This window comes from Tullyiplasma multilocale ATCC 49900 (genome assembly GCF_000483165.1).
GTDB classification, from domain to species: domain Bacteria; phylum Bacillota_I; class Bacilli_A; order Mycoplasmatales; family Mycoplasmataceae; genus Tullyiplasma; species Tullyiplasma multilocale.
Map to the genome: position 1 here is coordinate 23,113 of NZ_AXXW01000006.1, position 19,399 is coordinate 42,511.

The following is a 19,399-nucleotide window of genomic DNA, read 5'->3' on the forward strand; positions in this document are numbered from 1 at the left end:
TATAATTCCTACTTTCTAAGAAGTCAATCATAGACAAGCGGTATAAAGTACAAACTACCACATACCAGAATGTTTCTGTCGTGATTGTTTCTTATAAATTCACGTCAATCAACTACTTTCTTACTATACTCAATTTCATTTATATCCCATGCCTTAAAGTGTTCAAAGTTAGTTATATAAACTTCATCAAAGTTTTTATTTAAATTTTGTAAATTTAAATCATAGTCTTTAGTAGTTATTGACCCAAATAAGATTATATAGTCTTCTTCTTGGTTATTCACTGTTTCAATTAATTTATTTATACCGTCTTCATTATGGGCGCCATCGATAACAATCCTTCTTTCACCATCAATAATTGTTGTAAAACGACCTAGAGGTGGTTGCAGTTTAAATAATTCTTTATCAATATCAACATCTAAAAATTCCAAAGCCTTTTTAGCGAGCCCCTTGTTTCCTTCTTGGTAATATACAGAATCAGTTAATCTTTGTGCTTGAATTATTTCGACATTTTTAGTTTCTAGAGACTTTTTAACTTGGTCAATATATTTCAAATTATCTTCACTTATTATGATTGTAGAATTAGGTTTTACAATATTTACTTTTTGATCAATTATTCCATTAATATCTGCACCTAGAACATCTACATGATCAAAAGAAATTGAAGTTACCAGTGAAAGGATTTGATTGCTCATTAAACTTGTACAATCATTTACCCCACCGATTCCGGCCTCCATCACAACAATGTCAACATTGTTGTCAGAAAAATACATAATTGCTATCAATGTTCAAATTTCAAAGAAAGTTAAACTATATTCATTTATATACCTATCCACTCTAGATAAATAATCTTTTAAATCTTGATCACTAATGTAGTCGTTATTGATTTGAATTCGTTCATTTTGGTATAAGAAAGCAGGCGAGATAAATAATCCAACCTTCTTATATTTTTTTAATAAACCTTTGGATAAATAAAATGATGTAGACCCTTTACCATTAGTTCCAACAATATTTACTGTTGGAAGTTTTGATTCGGGATTTCCCAAAATTTTTAAAACCTTATCAAGGTTATATTCGTCAGCAAATCTTTTATTTACTGGTATTAATTTTTCTTCTACAGAAATCATTATTTTAAGTACTCTCTTAGATATTTAGCTGTATATGAGATCTCACTTGTAGCTACTTGTTCAGGTGTTCCAGAAGCCACAACCATTCCTCCGCCATTTCCACCTTCTGGTCCCATATCAATAATGTGATCAGAAACTTTGATAAAGTCCAAGTTATGTTCAATAGCTATTACTGTGTTACCTAAACCAACTAATCGATTTAAAACAGCCACTAATCTTTTAACGTCATCAATGTGTAAACCTGTAGTTGGTTCATCTAACATGAAAATTGTCTTACCAGTTGCTTTTTTCAGTAGGTAAGTTGAAAGTTTGATACGTTGTGATTCTCCTCCAGATAAAGTTGTAGCACTTTGACCAAGGCGAATATATCCAAGACCAACTTCTAGGATAGTATCCAATTTAACTTTAATTTGTGGAATATTTTCAAAGAATAGAGCAGCTTCTTCAACTGTCATATTTAAAATATCTGAAATATTTTTCATTTTATATTTAACTTGCAGAGTTTCATCATTATAACGTTTACCTTCACAAACCTCACATTGAACTTCAACACTTGGCATGAATTGCATTGAAATAGTAATTATTCCATCACCCTGGCAATTTTCACAACGTCCCCCAGGAACATTGAATGAGAATCTCCCTTTTTTGTATCCTCTAACTTTGGCTTCAGGTAAATTAGTGAACAAGTCACGAATATCATCAAACACACCTGTATATGTAGCAGGATTTGATCGTGGTGTTTTACCAATTGGTTCTTGAGAAATATAAATAGCTTTATCTACATTATCAAGCCCTTTGATTTCTTTATAGTTACCAGCTTGAACAAATTCACGTGATAGATTTTTATGAATTCCCTTATAGATAATATCTTCTAATAAAGTTGATTTCCCTGAACCTGAAACTCCCGTAATAGTTACAAATTTTCCCAACGGGATAGTGACATTTATATTTTTTAGATTATTTTCCTTAGCTCCGAAAATTTCAAGTTTTTTACCATTTCCACCACGTCTAGTTTTAGGCACTTCAATTCTTTCGCGTCCAGATAAATATCTACCAGTAATCGTGTCAGCTCTCAAAATTTCATCATATGTTCCAGAGAAGATAACTTCTCCTCCATGTTCACCAGCCCCAGGTCCAATATCAACAATTCAATCAGATTCTTTCATAGTATCTTCATCATGTTCAACAACAATTAAAGTATTACCTAGATCACGCAAGTGTTTTAAAGTAGCAATTAATTTATCATTATCTCTTTGGTGCAGACCGATTGAAGGTTCGTCAAGAACATAAAGGATTCCTGTTAATTGAGAACCGATTTGTTTTGCTAGTCTAATACGTTGAGCTTCTCCACCAGATAAAGTTGTAGCTGTTCTTGACAGATTTAAATAACCTAAACCAACTTCATTCAAGAAACTAATTCTTGAAACAATTTCTTTAAGAACTAGGTTCGCAATTTTTTCTTGATTTTCAGTTAATTGAATATTTAGGATGAAATCCATTTCTTCTTCAATTGATTTTTCTGTAAATTCATGAATTGATAGACCATCCACTTTGATTGATAGTGCTGTTTGATTTAAACGCGAACCTTTACATAATTTACATGTTTTTGAACTCATGAATTTTAAGTATCATTTTCTAATCTCTTCTGATTTTGTTTCGAAGTATCTTCTTTGAATTAAGGTCGCAACACCTTCAATGTATTCAACAGATTCATGTTTACGTCCATTAGATGAAACTAATTTAACTTCGATTTCATCATCACTTCCTCACAACATCATATTACGTTGTTCTTTGGTTAACATTTTAATAGGTAAATCTAGATCAATGTAGTAGTAATCACATAGTGTTCTGAATCTTTGTCATTCTAAGTTATCAGAACCTACCATGTTTTTATAGTAAGCAACCCCACCTTGATTAATAGTTTTTTCATCGTCAGGGATTATAAGACCGGGATCTGCTTCCAAGCTAACCCCAAGTCCACCACAATCCTCACACGCTCCTAAAGGGGCATTGAATGAGAATAAACGCGGTTCCATTTCAGGAATATTAAATCCACAAACCTTACATGAATATGAAGTTGAGAACAATTTTTCTTCTTTACCTTCAGTTTCGGGATAATAAACTTTTACCATACCATTTGAGTATCTTAGTGCGATTTCAATCGCTGCAAAAATACGAGAATTAATCTCTTCTTCATCTCTATAAATTAGACGGTCAACTACAATATCAATATCATGTCTTTGATTTTTGTCTAACTCTAAATCTTCTTCCAACATTCTGATTTGTCCATCAATTTTTACACGAATAAATCCTTCAGCTTTAAGTTTTTCTAAATCAGATTTATGACTTCCTTTTTTATCTCGTGCAATTGGAGATAAAATATAAACTTGTTCCGCTTCATCAGTTTCTTTTTGAATATTTAAAACAATTTCTTTAATTGATGCAGCCTTAATTTGTCCATGTCCATTGATACAGAATGGTGTTCCAACTCTTGCATACAACAAACGTAGGTAATCATAAATTTCTGTAACTGTACCAACAGTTGAACGTGGGTTGTGAGATGTTGTCTTTTGATCAATTGAAATTGCTGGACTCAATCCTTCAATTGAGTCAACATCTGGTTTTTCATTGCCACCTAAAAACTGTCTTGCATAAGCCGAAAGTGATTCTATGTATCTTCTACGTCCTTCAGCATAAATTGTTGAGAACGCTAAAGAAGATTTACCACTTCCTGATAAACCCGTGAAGACAACTAACTTATCTGTTGGAATTTCTAGGTCAACATTCTTTAAGTTGTTCTCCTTAGCTCCCTTTACTATAATTTTATCTTTTGCCATAATATTTTCCCCTAAAAGTTTTTTTGTCCTTCTAATTCAATAATTGTATCTCTCAATGTTGCTGCAGTTTCAAAGTCTAAGGCTTTTGCTGCATCAAGCATTTCTTTTCTCATTTGATCAATAACTTTTTGAATAGCTTCTTTTTTGTTTTTTGTTCCACGAATTTTCTTCAATTCATTAACATTTTTACGAGCATTTTCAGTCATCATTATTTCTGAAATATCTTTGATAATTGTTTTTGGAACAATGCCGTGTTTAGCGTTGTATTCTTCTTGAATTGCTCGTCTTCTTGAAGTTTCTTCCATAGTTTGAGTCATCGCTGGACTGACACTATCAGCGTAGAATATTACTAAACCATTGGCATTACGAGCTGCACGACCTGTTGTTTGAATCAATGATCTCGCATTACGTAAGAATCCTTGTTTATCCGCATCAAGAATACATACTAAACTCACTTCTGGTAAGTCTAGTCCTTCACGAAGCAAGTTAACCCCAACAACAGCATCATAAACTCCTTTACGAAGATCGTTTAAGATTTCACTTCGCTCAATAGTTTTTAATTCTGAGTGAAGGTAAGCCACCTTGATACCCTTCTCTTGTAAATAAGATGTTAAATCCTCACTCATTCTGATAGTAAGTGTTGTTATGAAAACTCTTTCATTACGTTCTTTCCTGATTTTAATTTGTTCAATTATGTCATCAATTTGCCCTTCTGTTTTCTTAACCTCAATAATTGGGTCAAGTAGTCCAGTTGGTCTAATGATTTGTTGAATAAACTTACCATCAGTTAATTCCATCTCATAATCACCAGGAGTAGCAGATGTGTAAATTATTTGCCCCAGACTTTCATTAAACTCTTCAAAATTTAATGGGCGGTTGTCCATTGCTGAAGGTAGTCTGAAACCATATTTAACCAGTGTTTCTTTTCTTGATCTATCAGTGTTATACATTCCGCGAGTTTGAGGAATCATCATGTGTGATTCATCAATAATAGTTAAGAAATCGTCTTGGAAATAATCCAATAATGTGAAAGGTCTTTGACCTTTTTCTCTGAAATCTAATTGAGCTGAATAGTTTTCAATACCAGAACAGAATCCAAATTCTTCTAATGACTCAAGATCATATTTGGTTCTTTGCTCTAACCTTTGAGCTTCCAATAGTAAACCTTCATCTTCAAACCATTTAACTCTTGCAACCATTTCATTTCTAATATTTGCGCACGCTTCTTGCAACTTGTCTTCAGGGGTAACATATGCTTGAGCTGGATAAACAGTAATTGTTCTTGTTCTATCAATTACTCCCCCAGTTAATGTATCTAAGACATCAAGCATTTCAATTTCTTCACCAAACAATGAAATACGATACATAATATTTGAAGTTCATCCTGGAACAACTTTAATAACATCACCTTTTACACTAAATGTTCCGGGAGCATTTTCAATATCATTTCTGGTATATCCTGTTTTAACAAAATACATCAATAGTTCTTTCTTACTTAGTTTTTGACCGATGTTTAGTTCGAAAAATGCATCACTATAATCTTTCGGATTTTGAGATGCGTAAATAGCTGCAACTGATGCTACAACAATCGTGTCATTTCTCGTAGTCAAAGCATTCATAGCGCTTAATCTCATCATATCTAACTCAATATTTTGACGAGCATCTTTGTCAATATATAAATCTTTTGAAGGAAGATAAGCTTCTGGTTGAAAGAAGTCAAAGTTCGAAACAAAGTATTCTACCCTATTATCTGGGAAGAATTCCTTTAACTCATAGTATATTTGCATAGCTAATGTTTTATTGTGGGCAAGAACTAAAGTTTGACGATTTTGGTTTGCAATAACATTTGCCATTGTAAATGTTTTCCCAGTTCCTGTAGCTCCAAGTAATACTTGGTGTTTTTCACCAGCTTCTAAACCTGTCAATAATTGTTCAATGGCCACAGGCTGATCACCAGCTGGCTTATACTTTGAAACAAGATTGTATTTTTTTTCTTTATTAAAGCTCATAACTTCTCCTTTTGTTTAATATGGAAAAAAACTAGAACTTGCCTAGTTTTTTTGCCTAACCAATTTTTGTTTTGGTTCTCTCTTCATCTTCATCAACTTGTTCAGTTTTATTTTTTGAATTTGATTTGATCGACTTCAATTGTCTACCTAATTCAGTGATAATTTGGCGGGCCATGTCAATTTGAATTTTTCTAGCCTCGTCATCTTCTGCGACTGTTTCAAGCAATTGGTTATAGCCATCTTGGATTTTTTCATCATTGATTTGATCAATATCCGGGATTTTGAAACTTTTTAGAATATTCATAACCTCTTCTGGAGAGACTTCAATTTGCTGTTGTTTTCTTTCGGCAAATCTTTTTTCTAATTCAATTACTAATCCCAATAAAATATCTCTTTGCATTTTTAATTTTGCTAAAGCCTTTTTATCTTCTTTATTTTCTTCAAATAATTCGTTAAAACGATTGTTAATATCTTCATTGTTTAACTGAAGTTTTGTTAAACCTGTTTCGCTCAAAATTAAGTCAATATCAGCGTCTGTGATTTGAATTTCTTGTTGTTTTGGTTCCTCATCTGGATTTGGTGCCAAAATAACTTTCGATAATGTGTCAACAACTTGGATAGCAATATTAATCTTCATCCCATTAAATAATTTAGTTGCCTGTTCAACATATTCAGCTAGTGGGTTATTTTGTGCATATTGTTGTAAGTAAATACCAGATTTTAATTTTGATGATAAGTTAATGTGTTTAGTTCAGAACTTGTCAAATGATTCTAAAATTATTTTACGTTCCATGCCTAAAACTACATCTTCAGGAATTCCCAAAATTCTTGCTTGATAGAATTCCATCATTGCATTAGCCAAACGCTCCGCTAAATCAGATTTTTCTTGATTATAGAAATCTTCAGCTTTGAATTTATTGTGAGCCACAATTTTCCCGTCAATTGTTTTTATTAATGCAGGCGCATCAATAGTTTTCTCACCACTTACCATGATATAGTGTTCATTAATCATTTCATAAGCTACCGTGTATTGGAATTTCTTAAGAACAACACTTAAATCTTGTGCTTCTAAAATGTCATCTCTTTGTGAATACATAGCCTCACGTTGTTGAGCTAAAATATTATCATAATCTAAAACGTTTTTACGTTGATCAAAGTTCATACCTTCTAATTTCTTTTGAGAGTTTGTAACGGCTCTTGTGAAAATACGAGACTTAATGTGGTCATCACCTAATTTTGCAAAGTTTGCTCTCATTTTTGGTGATGAGAAACGGATCATCATATCATCTTCCATTGAAATATAGAATCTTGACATACCAGGGTCTCCCTGACGTCCAGCACGACCACGTAATTGATTATCAATACGTCTTGCTTCATTTCTTTCAACTCCAAATACAACTAGACCACCTAAAGATTTAACTTCATCTGATAACTTAATATCTGTACCACGACCAGCCATGTTGGTTGCTAATGTAATAGCACCTTTTTGACCAGCTACAGCTACGATATCAGCTTCTCTATCATGGTTCTTAGCATTAATCATTTCATATCTCAATCCAGCTTTATCTAGGTATCGTGAAATTTGCTCTGATGACTCAACTGAAGTTGTTCCAATAAGAACAGGGTTACCGATTTCGTGAATTGCTTTAATATCAATCATTAATTTTTTCAGTGCAGCATTTTTAGTTCCGAAAGTGTAATCACCTTCATCAACACGAATAACTGGTTTATTAGTTGGTGTACATACAACACGAGTATTATAAATTTTAATAAATTCTTCTTCTTCAGTTTTTGCTGTACCTGTCATTCCAGAAATTTTTGTATACAGTCTGTAAAAGTTTTGATATGTAATTGTTGCTAATGTTTCAGTTTCGTCTTCGATTTCAACTTCCTCTTTAGCTTGCAGTGCTTGTTGAAGTCCATCTGAATATGAACGCCCTTCCATGATACGACCTGTGAATTGATCAATTAAAACAATTTCTCCATCACGAACAGTATATTCAACAGCTTCTTTGAAAGTAAAATGTGCTTTTAAAGCATTCATGATTAAGTGGAAAATTTCAGTATTGTTAACATCAAATAAATTTTCAACTGAAAAGTATTCCTTAGCTTTCAGCATTCCAGCTTCTGTTAAATAAACTTGTTTTGATTCCAAGTCAATATCCACATCTGTATGTTCATCACAAATTTTAGCAAAATCATTTGCAGCGCGATATAGATTAATTCTTGATGAAGAACCTCCAGAAATAATCAACGGAGTTCTTGCCTCATCGATTAAAACCGAGTCAGCCTCATCGATAATTGCATAGTTAAGTCCGCGTTGTACTTTTTGTGCAAAGTCAGTCACCATATTATCTTTTAAATAATCGAACCCTAATTCAGAGTTAGTTACATATGTAATATCGGCTGAATAAGCTTCACGTTTACCAGCTTTTGAAAGTCTTGAAGAGTTTAATCCGACAGTTACTCCTAAAAGCTCATAAACTTGACCATTAATTTCAGAGTCACGTCTTGATAAGTATTCATTAACTGTAACAATGTGGACACCAAGTCCAGTTAAAGAGTTAAGGTAAGCTGGGAATAATCCTGTTAAAGTTTTCCCTTCCCCTGTTCTCATTTCAGCAATATCACCTGAATTTAAGATGATACCTCCGATTAATTGAACTCTATAAGCATTAAGACCAAGAACACGTTTAGACGCTTCCCTAGCGACTGCATAAGCCTCAACAAGAATATCTTCAACAGTTTCTCCATCTTGCAATCTTTGCTTAAATTCTTGAGTTTTCAGTTTAAAATCATCAGCACTTAATTTTTCCATTTCTGGTTCTAGTGCAATGATTTGATCAGCTATTTTTCCATAGCGTTTAATAAGTGATTTATCTGATGCCATTATTATCTCCTTATGATTTTAGTTCAATAAATTAATTATACTATTTTATCAACTTTAAAAATAGATTAAGCCAATGTTTTTGACATCAAAACCAGAAGCGTTTTCAACTCTTTCAATAGATACTATCAATGATTATTAAACTGAAAAATTTGTCTGCAATTCCATCTTATTAATAAATAAAAAAAGAGAAAGCCTTGCTTCCTCTTTAAAAGATATGTTTATAAATTAATTATACCATTAATATAAAAGAATGTAAATAATTTTTAAACACTAAATTTTGTTAAAATCATAACAAGGAGGAATTTTATGAAGACTATCAGTAAATCAATTTTCAAAAACTCATTTGTAATCAAGAAATCAGAATTCATAACTATAGCCACTCAGATTTCCTCAAAAGAAGAATTGGATTCATTTTTAGAAGAATATTCCAAAACAGATGCCCGTCACAACTGCTATGCCTATAAAATTGGTGTTGAACAACAAAGTGGCGGTTTCAACGATGATGGAGAACCTAGTGGAACGGCTGGTAAACCCATTTTTAATGTCATCGAGAAGAACAATCTTACAAATATCGTAATTTTAGTTATTAGATACTTTGGAGGCGTAAAACTTGGAGCAGGTCCCCTAACAAGAGCATATACAACAAGCGCTAGCCAATTAATAAATGAAATAGAGTTAAAAGATCTACAAAAAAATTTACGAAATCAAATTCGAATTTGATATCCAAAACACAAAAGATGTTGATGGTTATCTTAGAAATAATCATTTAGAGATTGTTGAAAAAAAATATTTAGAAAAACCACAATACAAAATAATTAATTCAAATAAGAACATTTTAAGAGATGTTAATTTACCAATAAAAATACTTTCAATTGAAAAAGCCTTTATAGAAATATAAGGCTTTTTTAGTGATATGATTATTAACGTAAGGATTGAATACAATGAATACTAAAAATGAGAAACAGACAATACTAATTATTGATGGTTATCATTTATTACACAAAGGTTACTACGGATCTTTAAAAAGAAAAACTGTAGCAATGAATCGTGACGGGGTCATGATTAATGCTATTTATACATTCGTAGCAAAAATTAATGAATTAATTGATATGGATATTTACCACACAATTATTGTTACCTTTGATGTTGACAAGGGATGTTGAAGAAAAGACTTATATCCAGAATATAAAGCTAAAAGAAAAGAAACTCCTAGTGAGTTAATTCCTCAAATGCAAATCATTAGAGAGTTTTTAACAGCGGCTAATATTCCATGATATGAACAACCTGGTTATGAGGGTGATGATGTTATGGGTACTATTGCTCGTATTGGGTGTAAGTTAGGATATAACATTCACATCTTGTCAAACGATAAAGATACTTTCCAATTAGTAAGTGATGACACAAAGATTATCACAAACGTAAGTAAAAAAGAAAAAGTTGAATTTGTTAAAGAAGAGGAAGTATTTGAAAAATTTGGATGTAAACCACACCAAGTTCCAGATATTAAAGCTTTAATGGGAGATGCATCAGATAACATCAAAGGTGTTAAATGTCTTCACTATAAACAAGCAGTTGACCTTCTAGAACAATTCGATACAGTTGAAAATATCTACGAAAACATAGATAAAATACCAGCTGGTGTTTGTTCCAAACTTGTATCAAGTAAAGAACAAGTTTTACTTAATAAAAAAATAGCAACTATTCAAAATGACTTAAAATTAGGTCGTATTGATTTCAGAAAATTAAGAGTTAACTATTATGGTTATCTTAAATTCTTAAAGCAACAAAAAATGTGAGCATTCACAGGAAATGTAGTTAAGAAAATTGAAAATCAAAGAGCCATTAAAGAAGATCCGACTTGTAAAAAAGTTGCTGAACAAAAATGTGCTGATAGTGCTATGAATAAAATTTGTAAGAACAAAAAATAGAATCGCAAGATTCTATTTTTAATTATCTAAATTTTGAATTAACTCAACCTGGTCTTGAGTCCACGTAGTAGTTATCACTTCATCTTTCGGCATATGTTCCCTTTTTAGTTATAACCAAAAAGAAATTAATAACGATTGGAATTATTAAAATAAAAAATAATAATTGCAAGAAGCTACACAAAAATAAACTTAACTGTCTGCGAGTTGAATAATCCATGTTTACAGCTTTCATACCAATAGATGCTCTACCAATGATGAAATTAATAATTAAGAAAATTGAGTAAATACCAAATGTAATTACGATCATTCCACAGTTAATTAAACTTGCTAATCATCTTCTTCAATAACCCACAATATTTTGTTGTTGCATAACTCTTCCTCCTGAATAAATAATAACAAAAAAATGTTTCTAAATGAAACCATATATATTACATATATATGGTTTATTTGTTTGGTACTTGTTTATATAATTAAGTTAGAGGTGATAGCCCATGGAAAAGAAATTGACCAGTTTGGATATGAAGATTATTGAAATCCTCAAAGAAGATCCAAGAATTAGTATCAACAAAATTGCACAAAAATTGAACGTTGCACAAAAGACGATCAAGAGCCACATCAGTTCATTGGAAAGTTCTGGTTATATGAGAACTCGGGCTATCCTTATTCCATCAAAATTTGGGTATTTTAATATTGCTGATATATATTTGTGAACAAATGGGAAAATATATCACGATATAGAAGAATTTTGTATGGAACATAAGAAAAATGTAGTATACCTTTCAAAGCACTTAACAGAAAAGGATATAAGTATCCAGTGTGCCTTTAAAAATCTTTCGGATTTGAATTTTTTCATTGATACCATTAAAGGTTTTTCGGGTGTTAATAAATTGGAATTCGCACTTATAACAGATATCATTTTTGATATGGATTCGTGGTCTCCCGAAACTAAAAAACAGGATTAAATCCTGTTTTTTTGCTATTGAATTTCTTGTTGTGTAATACAGTGAATATTTCCACCACCCAATAGAATTTCACGAGCCAATATTGGTTCAACTTTTCTATCTGGATAAAGTTTTGTAATGACATCTATGGCATTTTGGTCATTAATGTTCCCAAATATTGGTAAAAGGACAGCCCCATTAACTAAATAGAAATTGGCATATGATCCGGCTAATCTTTCCCCAGACTCTCTAACCATACCATCACTTGTAGTATCTACACCATATACATCTTCTTCAGTATAATGCATCGGCTTTGGTTGAAGCAATTTAGTAACTTTAATTTTTCTTCCTCTTGCATCTGTTTCATTTTCAAGAATTTTTAAAGCTTTTAAACTAATTGCATATTGAGGATCTTCTTTATCATCTGTTCAAGTTAATACAACGTGACCTGGTTTAACAATTTGAATCATATTATCAATATGTCCGTTTGTTTCGTCATTGTATACACCCAATGGCAATCAGATGATTTTTTCTAATCCAAGGTACTCTTTCATGTTATCTTCAATCTCTTCTTTTGTTAAATGTGGATTACGGTTAGAATTCAATAGACATTCTTCTGTAGTGTACAGTGTGCCTTCTCCATCTACGTGAATTGAACCACCTTCAAGCACGAAGTCAGCACGATAGTAATCAACACCTGATATTTCGGCCATTTTTCTAGCTATTTGATCATCGTTGTCTCAAGGGAAGTACAATCCACCTTCTAAGCCACCTCAAGCGTTGAACATTCAGTCAATGGCTCTGATGTCTCCTTTATCATTTTTAATATATGTCGCTCCACAATCACGTACTCACGCATCATCATTAGACATTTCTACCAATCTGATTTTTTCATCGAGCATTGATTTTGCATTATTAAATTGTTTAGCACTCACTATCATTGTTAGGGGTTCGTATTTAATAATGGTGTTTGCTATATTTGCATAAACCACTTGAGCCGGTTTAGCTCCTCCACGTCAATTATCTGTTCTTTCAGGTCACATCATTCATGACCCTTTATGTACATCATTTTCAGCAGGCATTCTAAAACCATCTGATTTAGGTGTACTATTCAATATTTTTTTCATAAATTTAAGCTCCTTTTTGAATTTGCTCTTTTTCTTTTATCTGTCTTTCTGATTTTTTCTTAACATTTTTTTCCGCTATTCTGATCAACACTTCTCCAACGAGAATAGAAAATAGTGAACCACCTATTGTGAATCCTAACTTCATACCACTTTTAGCTCAATCAATTCCTTCTTCTGGCTGAATTATCAAATCTCCAACAGTTAATAAGAACAGCGCTGCAATTATCAGGAAGAAAGGCACAAACGTAATCATAAATATTACATATTTATTTCCTGGAATTGTAAATGGTCTTTCTGCCTCCTTATCTTTTTTTCTCAACATGTAAAATGAAGGGAATATCAATAGATACGGGATCAAGAATACTACTGATTGGAATGAGAATAAAGCCTCAAACAGATCGCCAGTTTCTGTATCTCCTGCTTTAGATGTAAATCCAGCAATAAGTAAGCAAACTATAGAAATAGCTCCCGTTAGAACTGAAGCACCCAATGGTTGTCCTGTGGGTTTGAATTTAGAACCAAATACAATCGGCAGTTGATCATCTTCCGCCGCCTCAACGGCTCCAAGATTCGCCCCAATAACTCAAGTCATCATTGTTCCGAATAGTGAATATATTAATAAAATACCCATTGTGTTTGTAAGTCACACCGGAAGTCCTCTGCCCAAAGCAACAATCAAACCATTAGCAATATCAAAATCATCACTAACATCAACCAAAATATTAATAGCCACTGTTCCAATTACATAAGCTACAACAATTGTAATACCGGATACCAAAGTAGCTTTCGGAATATCTTTTTGGGGGTTTTTCATAGATAAAACTTGATTTGATCCAAGTTCAAATCCACACAGGTTATAAATGATAACCAGGATGAATAATAAACCTGTTGATCAAGAAGGGACAATTCCCATTCCCGGATCATCTATTGGAGTTGAAACACCATTTCCTTTTGCAAGGAAAACGATAGTTGCAACAACCAACAGCAAAGTAACTATAACTTTCGCTATCGATGATGAATTAGGAATATATCTAAGTCATTCCTCTTTCAGCAAGCTAATCAAAACAGTTAATATAGTTAAACCTGCAGCAATTGCAACTTGTGTTCAAATTGTTAAAGTTCCATCAAAAAACATATATGAAATTGTTGCTGCGAAAACTATATATGATGCTGACATTCAAATAGAAACATTCAATCAGTAAAATCAACTAGTTCTGGCAGCTCATCGTGTCCCAAATACTCTTCTTACTCAAGAATTAATACCACCATCAACATAAGTAGATCCAAGTTCTGATGATATTAAGCCATAAGGGATGAAGAACAACAAAGCTAAAATAATTCAAAATATAATTGATTGTCACCCAATGGCGGCTGCCATTGCAAAAGAATCCAAAGCGAATATTGCACTAAATGAAATAGCTATTAAGTCAATAATTCGGAGACCCTTTTTCTTTACTTTTTCAGTCATACTAGACTCCTTCTAATCTTGTTCGTAGATATATGTATATCTATTTTTATCTTCTCTTTCTCTATCTTCTAAGAATGCCCTAATCAGTCCATCATGATAGATTTTCACATTATCATTTGTCTTGTCAATTCTTCCATACATGTAATAAACCAATAATCCCATTTGAGCTGTCAGTCTATTTTCAGCTTGATCAAAGACAACTGATTGATTCGAATCAATCACTTCATCTAGAACTTCAACATTTCTTGAAGACGGCAAACAGTGCATGAAAATAGCGTTTTCATTTGCTAATTTCATCATTTCCTTATCCACTTGGTATGTTGGTTTGAAAGCTTTTACCCTGTCTTTAGCTTCTTCTTCTTGGTCAACTCATCATCACAGATCTGTATAAATAACATCTGCACCTTTCACTTCGTTAACATCTTCCGAAATTTTTACTGAACCGGACCCTGCATTTTCAATGTTCTTCAATGCTATATCAATTCATTCTTGTGGAGATGAATATTGTTTTGGCGAGATGTGAATGAAATTCATACCCAGTTGTGTTGTAATGTGCATTGTTGACGAACATACATTAGTTCTGTCTCCAATGAATACTACTTTGATTTTTGAAAAATCAATGTCTGTCAATTTTTTATCCTTTGTATATTCAAGTTTTTCCAACATTGTGAAAACATCACAAATTGCTTGAGTTGGATGATTATAATCTGTTAACCCATTAAATACAGGAACATCTGCATGTTTTGCAATCTCCGTCACAGTTTCATGTTTTCAGGCCCTGCACATTATTCCATCACACATATGAGATAAAACCTTGATTGTGTCATAAAGAGATTCTCTATGACCCAAATGTATCTCACCTGGTTTTAGATATTGAGCATGACCACCTAATAATGTCATTGCGGCTTCAAATGAAACCCTTGTTCTTGTTGATGGTTCCTCAAAAATCATTGCAAGAGTTTTTCCTTCCAATAATTTTGGAGTAGCTCCATTGTAGCGTGCATCCTTCAGCATCCTCATTAAAGTAAATATTTCGAATATCTGCTTTTTGCTAAGTTCTTGTGTATCGATAAAATGATTTAATTTGTTCATAATTTTACACCGATTTGATTTTTCAAATCCCCTTTCACAATTAGAATACTTCTTGTTGACGCCAAATACAAAGGTTAAATATTGTTATTTTTACATTAAAAAATTGGATTCGAAATCCAATTTTTTAATATTTAGTTTAATCTTTATTAGTTAATCTTATTTAATTTCTAACATGCTATTCATATATTAGGGACTATTCGTACATAATACTTGATTTTTGATGTTAAAAATTCATAATTATTTTTACTATTTTTATCAAAATTGATATTTAATTAAATTAAATACTAACACAATTACAACATATAATTATCCAGCTAATTCAAGAAGTTTTTCATAACACTCTATAATAATTTCTGCTTGCCCATCTATAAATAAGCCCGGTACTGCTTCAGCCAGCTTTTTCATTGGTATAAATGCTTCGACAAATACTTTGTCTCCAACATAAATGGATTCAGCTAATTTTTTATCTTCATCAGAGCTACCGATATAGTACTCCCCAGCTTCTTGACCATAACTTTCAAAAAGATAGAATTGATTTACCATATTAGTAATATGTTTGGCATAGAATGGATCCTTGAAATCAACAACAATCTTCCCTGGATCAATATTTGTAGGATCCATACCAACAGCAATTAGAGAAACTCTTTGAATGCTTGTTCAAGTATATGTATTAGTTATTTCAGCTAATTCATCAATTTTACTCTTTTTATAGTCTAAATCTTTACCGTCAAGATCTATTAAGACAGGCGGTTTAGAAACAACTTCCACTAAAAATTTACCTTTTATAAGAGTTGAAGTTTTGGTTGCTTTTACCAATAATTGTCCTTCGTAATCAGTTGAACCTAAGATTTCAAAGTCAATATCAATCACCGCTTTTGAACTCAATTCAGAAATGGCGTTTTGAATAGTCTCATTTGGAATTTCGTCATAGACAAATATTTCAGGAATTAAAATACTTGAAATATCTGTTTTTTGTTCTTGACCTTCCTCTGGATTTTCAGTTTCGTTACCTTCTCCAGGATTTTCGGGATCAGTGCCCTCTTCTGGATTTTCGGGATTACTTGGATGACCCGGTTTTTCTTCAACATTACCTTTTGAAGAATTAGTAGTAGCAATTACTGCAACTGGTGTTGATATTAATAATAAACCACCTAGAATAAATAATAGTTTTTTCATATTAATTTCTCCCTCAAGTTAGTTCTTTTATTTTATAAATTAATGCCTTTGTCTTATCAGTGAAATCACTTCCCATATCGTCGATTGGTTCAGAATGTTCATTAATTACCATCTTCATAATATCTGGTAAAACCAGGTTTAAAGGCTCTTCAAATTCATTTGTATATGATACAGTTTCTCTAGCATCCATAGGTATGATTTCGTTGAATTTTTCAACTAAAACAGTATTGAACAATTGTCATTCCAATAAGAAGTTGAATTTAGTTTCTACTGCTTCGGTTGCGAAATTGTGTACTAATTTTTCACCAGAAGCCAATACCCCATTGAACTCTTGAAAGAAAACTCTATAGTATCATTCAACAGCATCTTCTGATATATCTCCTAAACTATCAAGTCTTTGATTAAGTCCATTTACCAATTCTTCTTTTGATCAATCTCAAATAGTATCTAGTTCAGTAAACATGTCTCCAGTTTCAACTTCTAGGACTTCTATTGCTGTTTCCCCACTTAATAATTTAGAATTATCATTTGCTATTATGTTAATGTTTCCTACAACTTTTGTGTCACCAAAGATATAGTAGTCTATGTCCAAAGTTACATTCTTATTAAGTTTTTTCAAAACACTGTCAATTAAATCAAAAGGAATTTCATCACCAACGTAAATCGCATCAAAAATAACTTTTGAAATATCTTCTTTTACTACATTTGGTACCTCTGGTTCCACACCTGGGTTTTCAGGTTTCGAACTTGTGCTAAGAGCTATAGCACCAAATGTGATAGCTGGTGCCGCCAAAATAGCCAAACCAGTTAAAGCTAATAATAATTTTTTCATTTCAATCTCCCAATATAATTTCACTTTGATATTGTTTAATTATAAATTTTATAACAATAAAAAACCTATCATAAATAACCATTTTCCATAGTGGAAAGTCCAAATAAAAAAGGGTTGAAACCCCTTTTTTATTTAAAACCATTCTCTTTTAGTGCCTGTTTATACATTTGAATCCCTTGTGTTCTAGTAGTTATTGCTTGATTAATAGCACCTTGTGGTGCACCAGCTTTTAACATTGCTTCGTTTTCTAAACTAATAGCATCATTTACAATAATATTTATTTGATAAAATCAGTCACCTGTGAAGTTTTCTTCTTCTAATTGAGTAAATCCTTTAATTATGTGTTCGAAAGTAAATAATGGGCCATTTTTGACGTTATAAGCCATATTATTATCTGTTGTAGTATAAAAGAATTCATTAAGATCATTGAAGGTATCGACTGCCATTTGTTTTGCTAATTTTAAGTTATCATTGATATTCATATATCTCCTTATTTACAAAAAGCTTTTCTAGTTTTCAACTCTTTGTAAATATATTTTAACTCACTTTGATCCGCTTTGTATTTGATAGTGTTTTTATTGATTTTCAAAATTGTTTTATCTATGTTATTTTTACTAAATTTGATTGTTCTCACTTTTCATTCAAAACCATAATGATTAACATAAAAAATTATTTTATTGTTTTTGAATATATATGTGATTTTTGAGCCTTCATTTTTATATCTGTGATTAAATCTACAAATTCATAGTCTGATAGTTCTTTCCACAAATCAATTAACAAAGAAGAATACAAGTGTACAGAATACAAAACTAAATAAAACATCACTCACTCAATGTGCTCTCCCAATTACAAGTGTTGACATCATCACAATGATATTTGTTAATCAAACAAAATACAATGTTCTAATTTTTCAATCAAATTTAGTGCTTTTATTTCTTCTGAATCTAAAGAACATGAAACCAACTAATGAAAACGCTGACACAGTATGTCCAGAAGGAAAATCTGTAGATCTTCAACCAAGTGGTGAATTACTAATATCACTCTTTGTGAAAATATTAAATAATTTTCAATACTGAAGATTTGATCAGAAGTTACCGTTAACTTGATATCACTCATAGTATCCTCATGGACCCCATTCACGTTTGTTAATTGAATCAATAACATTTTGTTCAAGCGTTGCTTTATCGATTCCTGAAATCGATAACATTTCGGGAGTTAATTCAATTCAAGTTGCTGTTCAATATTGATCATCAAAAAATATTGCACCAGCATCGTCTTGAACCCAAGTAACTTTTCCAACGACATCTTCAAAATGAGCATGTACTGGATAGGTTCTTCCAGTAGCATCTTCCAAGGTTAGCACTAATACATATGGAATCAAAATCATTAAACCGACTCTGATTGAATCAACTCAGTATTCTCCTGATAAGATATTTGGTTTTTTTGAAAATTTAAATCGTAAATAATAAATGACACCAACTAAGATAGATGATTCAATTACCAATAAAATTATTCTTGATATTTGACGATCTTTTAAATTAGAAAGGTAATAGACATATACACCTTCCCCTCATCCCATGTCCTGATCTGCAATATTTATCAGACCCATTATTTTCATGAGTAATCAAAGAGCCATCATGACTATGTAAAATAGCCAAATCAGATTTTCATTACGCTTAATAAAAGAGTTGGTTTTAGTTTTTTTGTAAGCAAAAAAAGATTCAATAATTATAAAAACGGCCGTTAAAAGTAATGGGTAAATTTCTTGTTCTCCCATATCAAAATAGAATATTACGAAATACTTTATAAATTTGTATTCCATACCTTTAGCCATTCACATTGTAGCTTTGTCATCTCAACCATTAAATGACACGGTAATGAAACCTATCAAAGCTATCGTAGCTAATGTAATTAGAGGTGATGCTCATCAAAAATGTGGTTTATATTTCTTCATAACTACCTCTTTCACTGTTTA

At 31.9% G+C, this 19,399-nt stretch carries 15 protein-coding genes; 3 read left to right on the forward strand and 12 right to left on the reverse strand.

Annotation, left to right across the window (positions count from 1 at the left end; genetic code table 4):
- Positions 1 to 8 precede the first annotated feature (8 nt).
- From G319_RS0101465 to secA, 4 genes are read right to left on the reverse strand one after another with little or no spacing between them, the layout of a single operon-like run.
- The gene (locus tag G319_RS0101465; RefSeq protein WP_026389363.1) at positions 9 to 1,124 is read right to left on the reverse strand and encodes a bifunctional folylpolyglutamate synthase/dihydrofolate synthase; all 1,116 of its coding nucleotides are present in this window, start codon (positions 1,122 to 1,124) and stop codon (positions 9 to 11) included.
- Positions 1,124 to 3,961, reverse strand: coding sequence for an excinuclease ABC subunit UvrA (gene uvrA / locus G319_RS0101470; RefSeq protein ID WP_026389364.1), 2,838 nt, complete (start codon positions 3,959 to 3,961; stop codon positions 1,124 to 1,126). Before uvrA ends, G319_RS0101465 begins: the two co-directional genes overlap by 1 nt.
- A gap of 11 nt (positions 3,962 to 3,972) precedes the next feature.
- Positions 3,973 to 5,970 (reverse strand): excinuclease ABC subunit UvrB, encoded by a 1,998-nt coding sequence (gene uvrB, locus G319_RS0101475; RefSeq protein ID WP_026389365.1) that lies wholly within the window; start codon positions 5,968 to 5,970, stop codon positions 3,973 to 3,975.
- Positions 5,971 to 6,025: 55 nt separating this feature from the next.
- Positions 6,026 to 8,860: a preprotein translocase subunit SecA gene (secA, locus tag G319_RS0101480; RefSeq protein WP_026389366.1), complete on the reverse strand. Its 2,835-nt coding sequence runs from the start codon at positions 8,858 to 8,860 to the stop codon at positions 6,026 to 6,028.
- Between the two features lie 306 nt (positions 8,861 to 9,166).
- Between secA and G319_RS04580 the strand changes: the two genes are divergently transcribed.
- Both G319_RS04580 and G319_RS04585 read left to right on the forward strand, forming a co-directional pair.
- On the forward strand, positions 9,167 to 9,616 hold the full coding sequence (locus G319_RS04580) for an IMPACT family protein (protein WP_156902654.1): 450 nt from the start codon (positions 9,167 to 9,169) through the stop codon (positions 9,614 to 9,616).
- A gap of 185 nt (positions 9,617 to 9,801) precedes the next feature.
- Entirely contained in the window at positions 9,802 to 10,788 is a 987-nt protein-coding gene (locus tag G319_RS04585) for a 5'-3' exonuclease (protein WP_035358770.1), read from the forward strand.
- Between the two features lie 22 nt (positions 10,789 to 10,810).
- Here G319_RS04585 and G319_RS04590 read toward each other — a convergent pair whose 3' ends face one another.
- Positions 10,811 to 11,158 carry a hypothetical protein gene (locus G319_RS04590; RefSeq protein WP_051350852.1) on the reverse strand — a complete coding sequence of 116 codons (348 nt, stop codon included), beginning with the start codon at positions 11,156 to 11,158 and terminating at the stop codon, positions 10,811 to 10,813.
- Between the two features lie 121 nt (positions 11,159 to 11,279).
- Between G319_RS04590 and G319_RS09105 the strand changes: the two genes are divergently transcribed.
- Positions 11,280 to 11,750, forward strand: a complete 471-nt coding sequence (locus tag G319_RS09105) for an Lrp/AsnC family transcriptional regulator (protein ID WP_026389367.1) — start codon at positions 11,280 to 11,282, stop codon at positions 11,748 to 11,750.
- Between the two features lie 14 nt (positions 11,751 to 11,764).
- On the opposite strand, the gene aguA is transcribed toward G319_RS09105, so the two are convergent.
- From aguA to G319_RS09130, 7 genes are all read right to left on the reverse strand, one after another.
- Complete coding sequence (aguA, locus tag G319_RS0101505) at positions 11,765 to 12,856, reverse strand: agmatine deiminase (RefSeq protein ID WP_026389368.1); 1,092 nt, start codon at positions 12,854 to 12,856, stop codon at positions 11,765 to 11,767.
- A 4-nt stretch (positions 12,857 to 12,860) separates the two neighbouring features.
- A complete protein-coding gene (locus G319_RS09110; protein WP_026389369.1) occupies positions 12,861 to 14,324 on the reverse strand; it encodes an APC family permease in 1,464 nt (487 codons plus the stop codon).
- 12 nt (positions 14,325 to 14,336) lie between these two features.
- Complete coding sequence (gene argF / locus G319_RS0101515) at positions 14,337 to 15,416, reverse strand: ornithine carbamoyltransferase (RefSeq protein ID WP_026389370.1); 1,080 nt, start codon at positions 15,414 to 15,416, stop codon at positions 14,337 to 14,339.
- Between the two features lie 306 nt (positions 15,417 to 15,722).
- The gene (locus G319_RS09115; RefSeq protein ID WP_026389371.1) at positions 15,723 to 16,592 is read right to left on the reverse strand and encodes a hypothetical protein; all 870 of its coding nucleotides are present in this window, start codon (positions 16,590 to 16,592) and stop codon (positions 15,723 to 15,725) included.
- A gap of 1 nt (position 16,593) precedes the next feature.
- Positions 16,594 to 17,424, reverse strand: a complete 831-nt coding sequence (locus tag G319_RS09120; protein ID WP_026389372.1) for a hypothetical protein — start codon at positions 17,422 to 17,424, stop codon at positions 16,594 to 16,596.
- 128 nt (positions 17,425 to 17,552) lie between these two features.
- Positions 17,553 to 17,906: a hypothetical protein gene (locus tag G319_RS09125; protein ID WP_026389373.1), complete on the reverse strand. Its 354-nt coding sequence runs from the start codon at positions 17,904 to 17,906 to the stop codon at positions 17,553 to 17,555.
- A gap of 8 nt (positions 17,907 to 17,914) precedes the next feature.
- Positions 17,915 to 19,378 (reverse strand): phosphatase PAP2 family protein, encoded by a 1,464-nt coding sequence (locus G319_RS09130; RefSeq protein ID WP_026389374.1) that lies wholly within the window; start codon positions 19,376 to 19,378, stop codon positions 17,915 to 17,917.
- Positions 19,379 to 19,399: the final 21 nt, after the last annotated feature.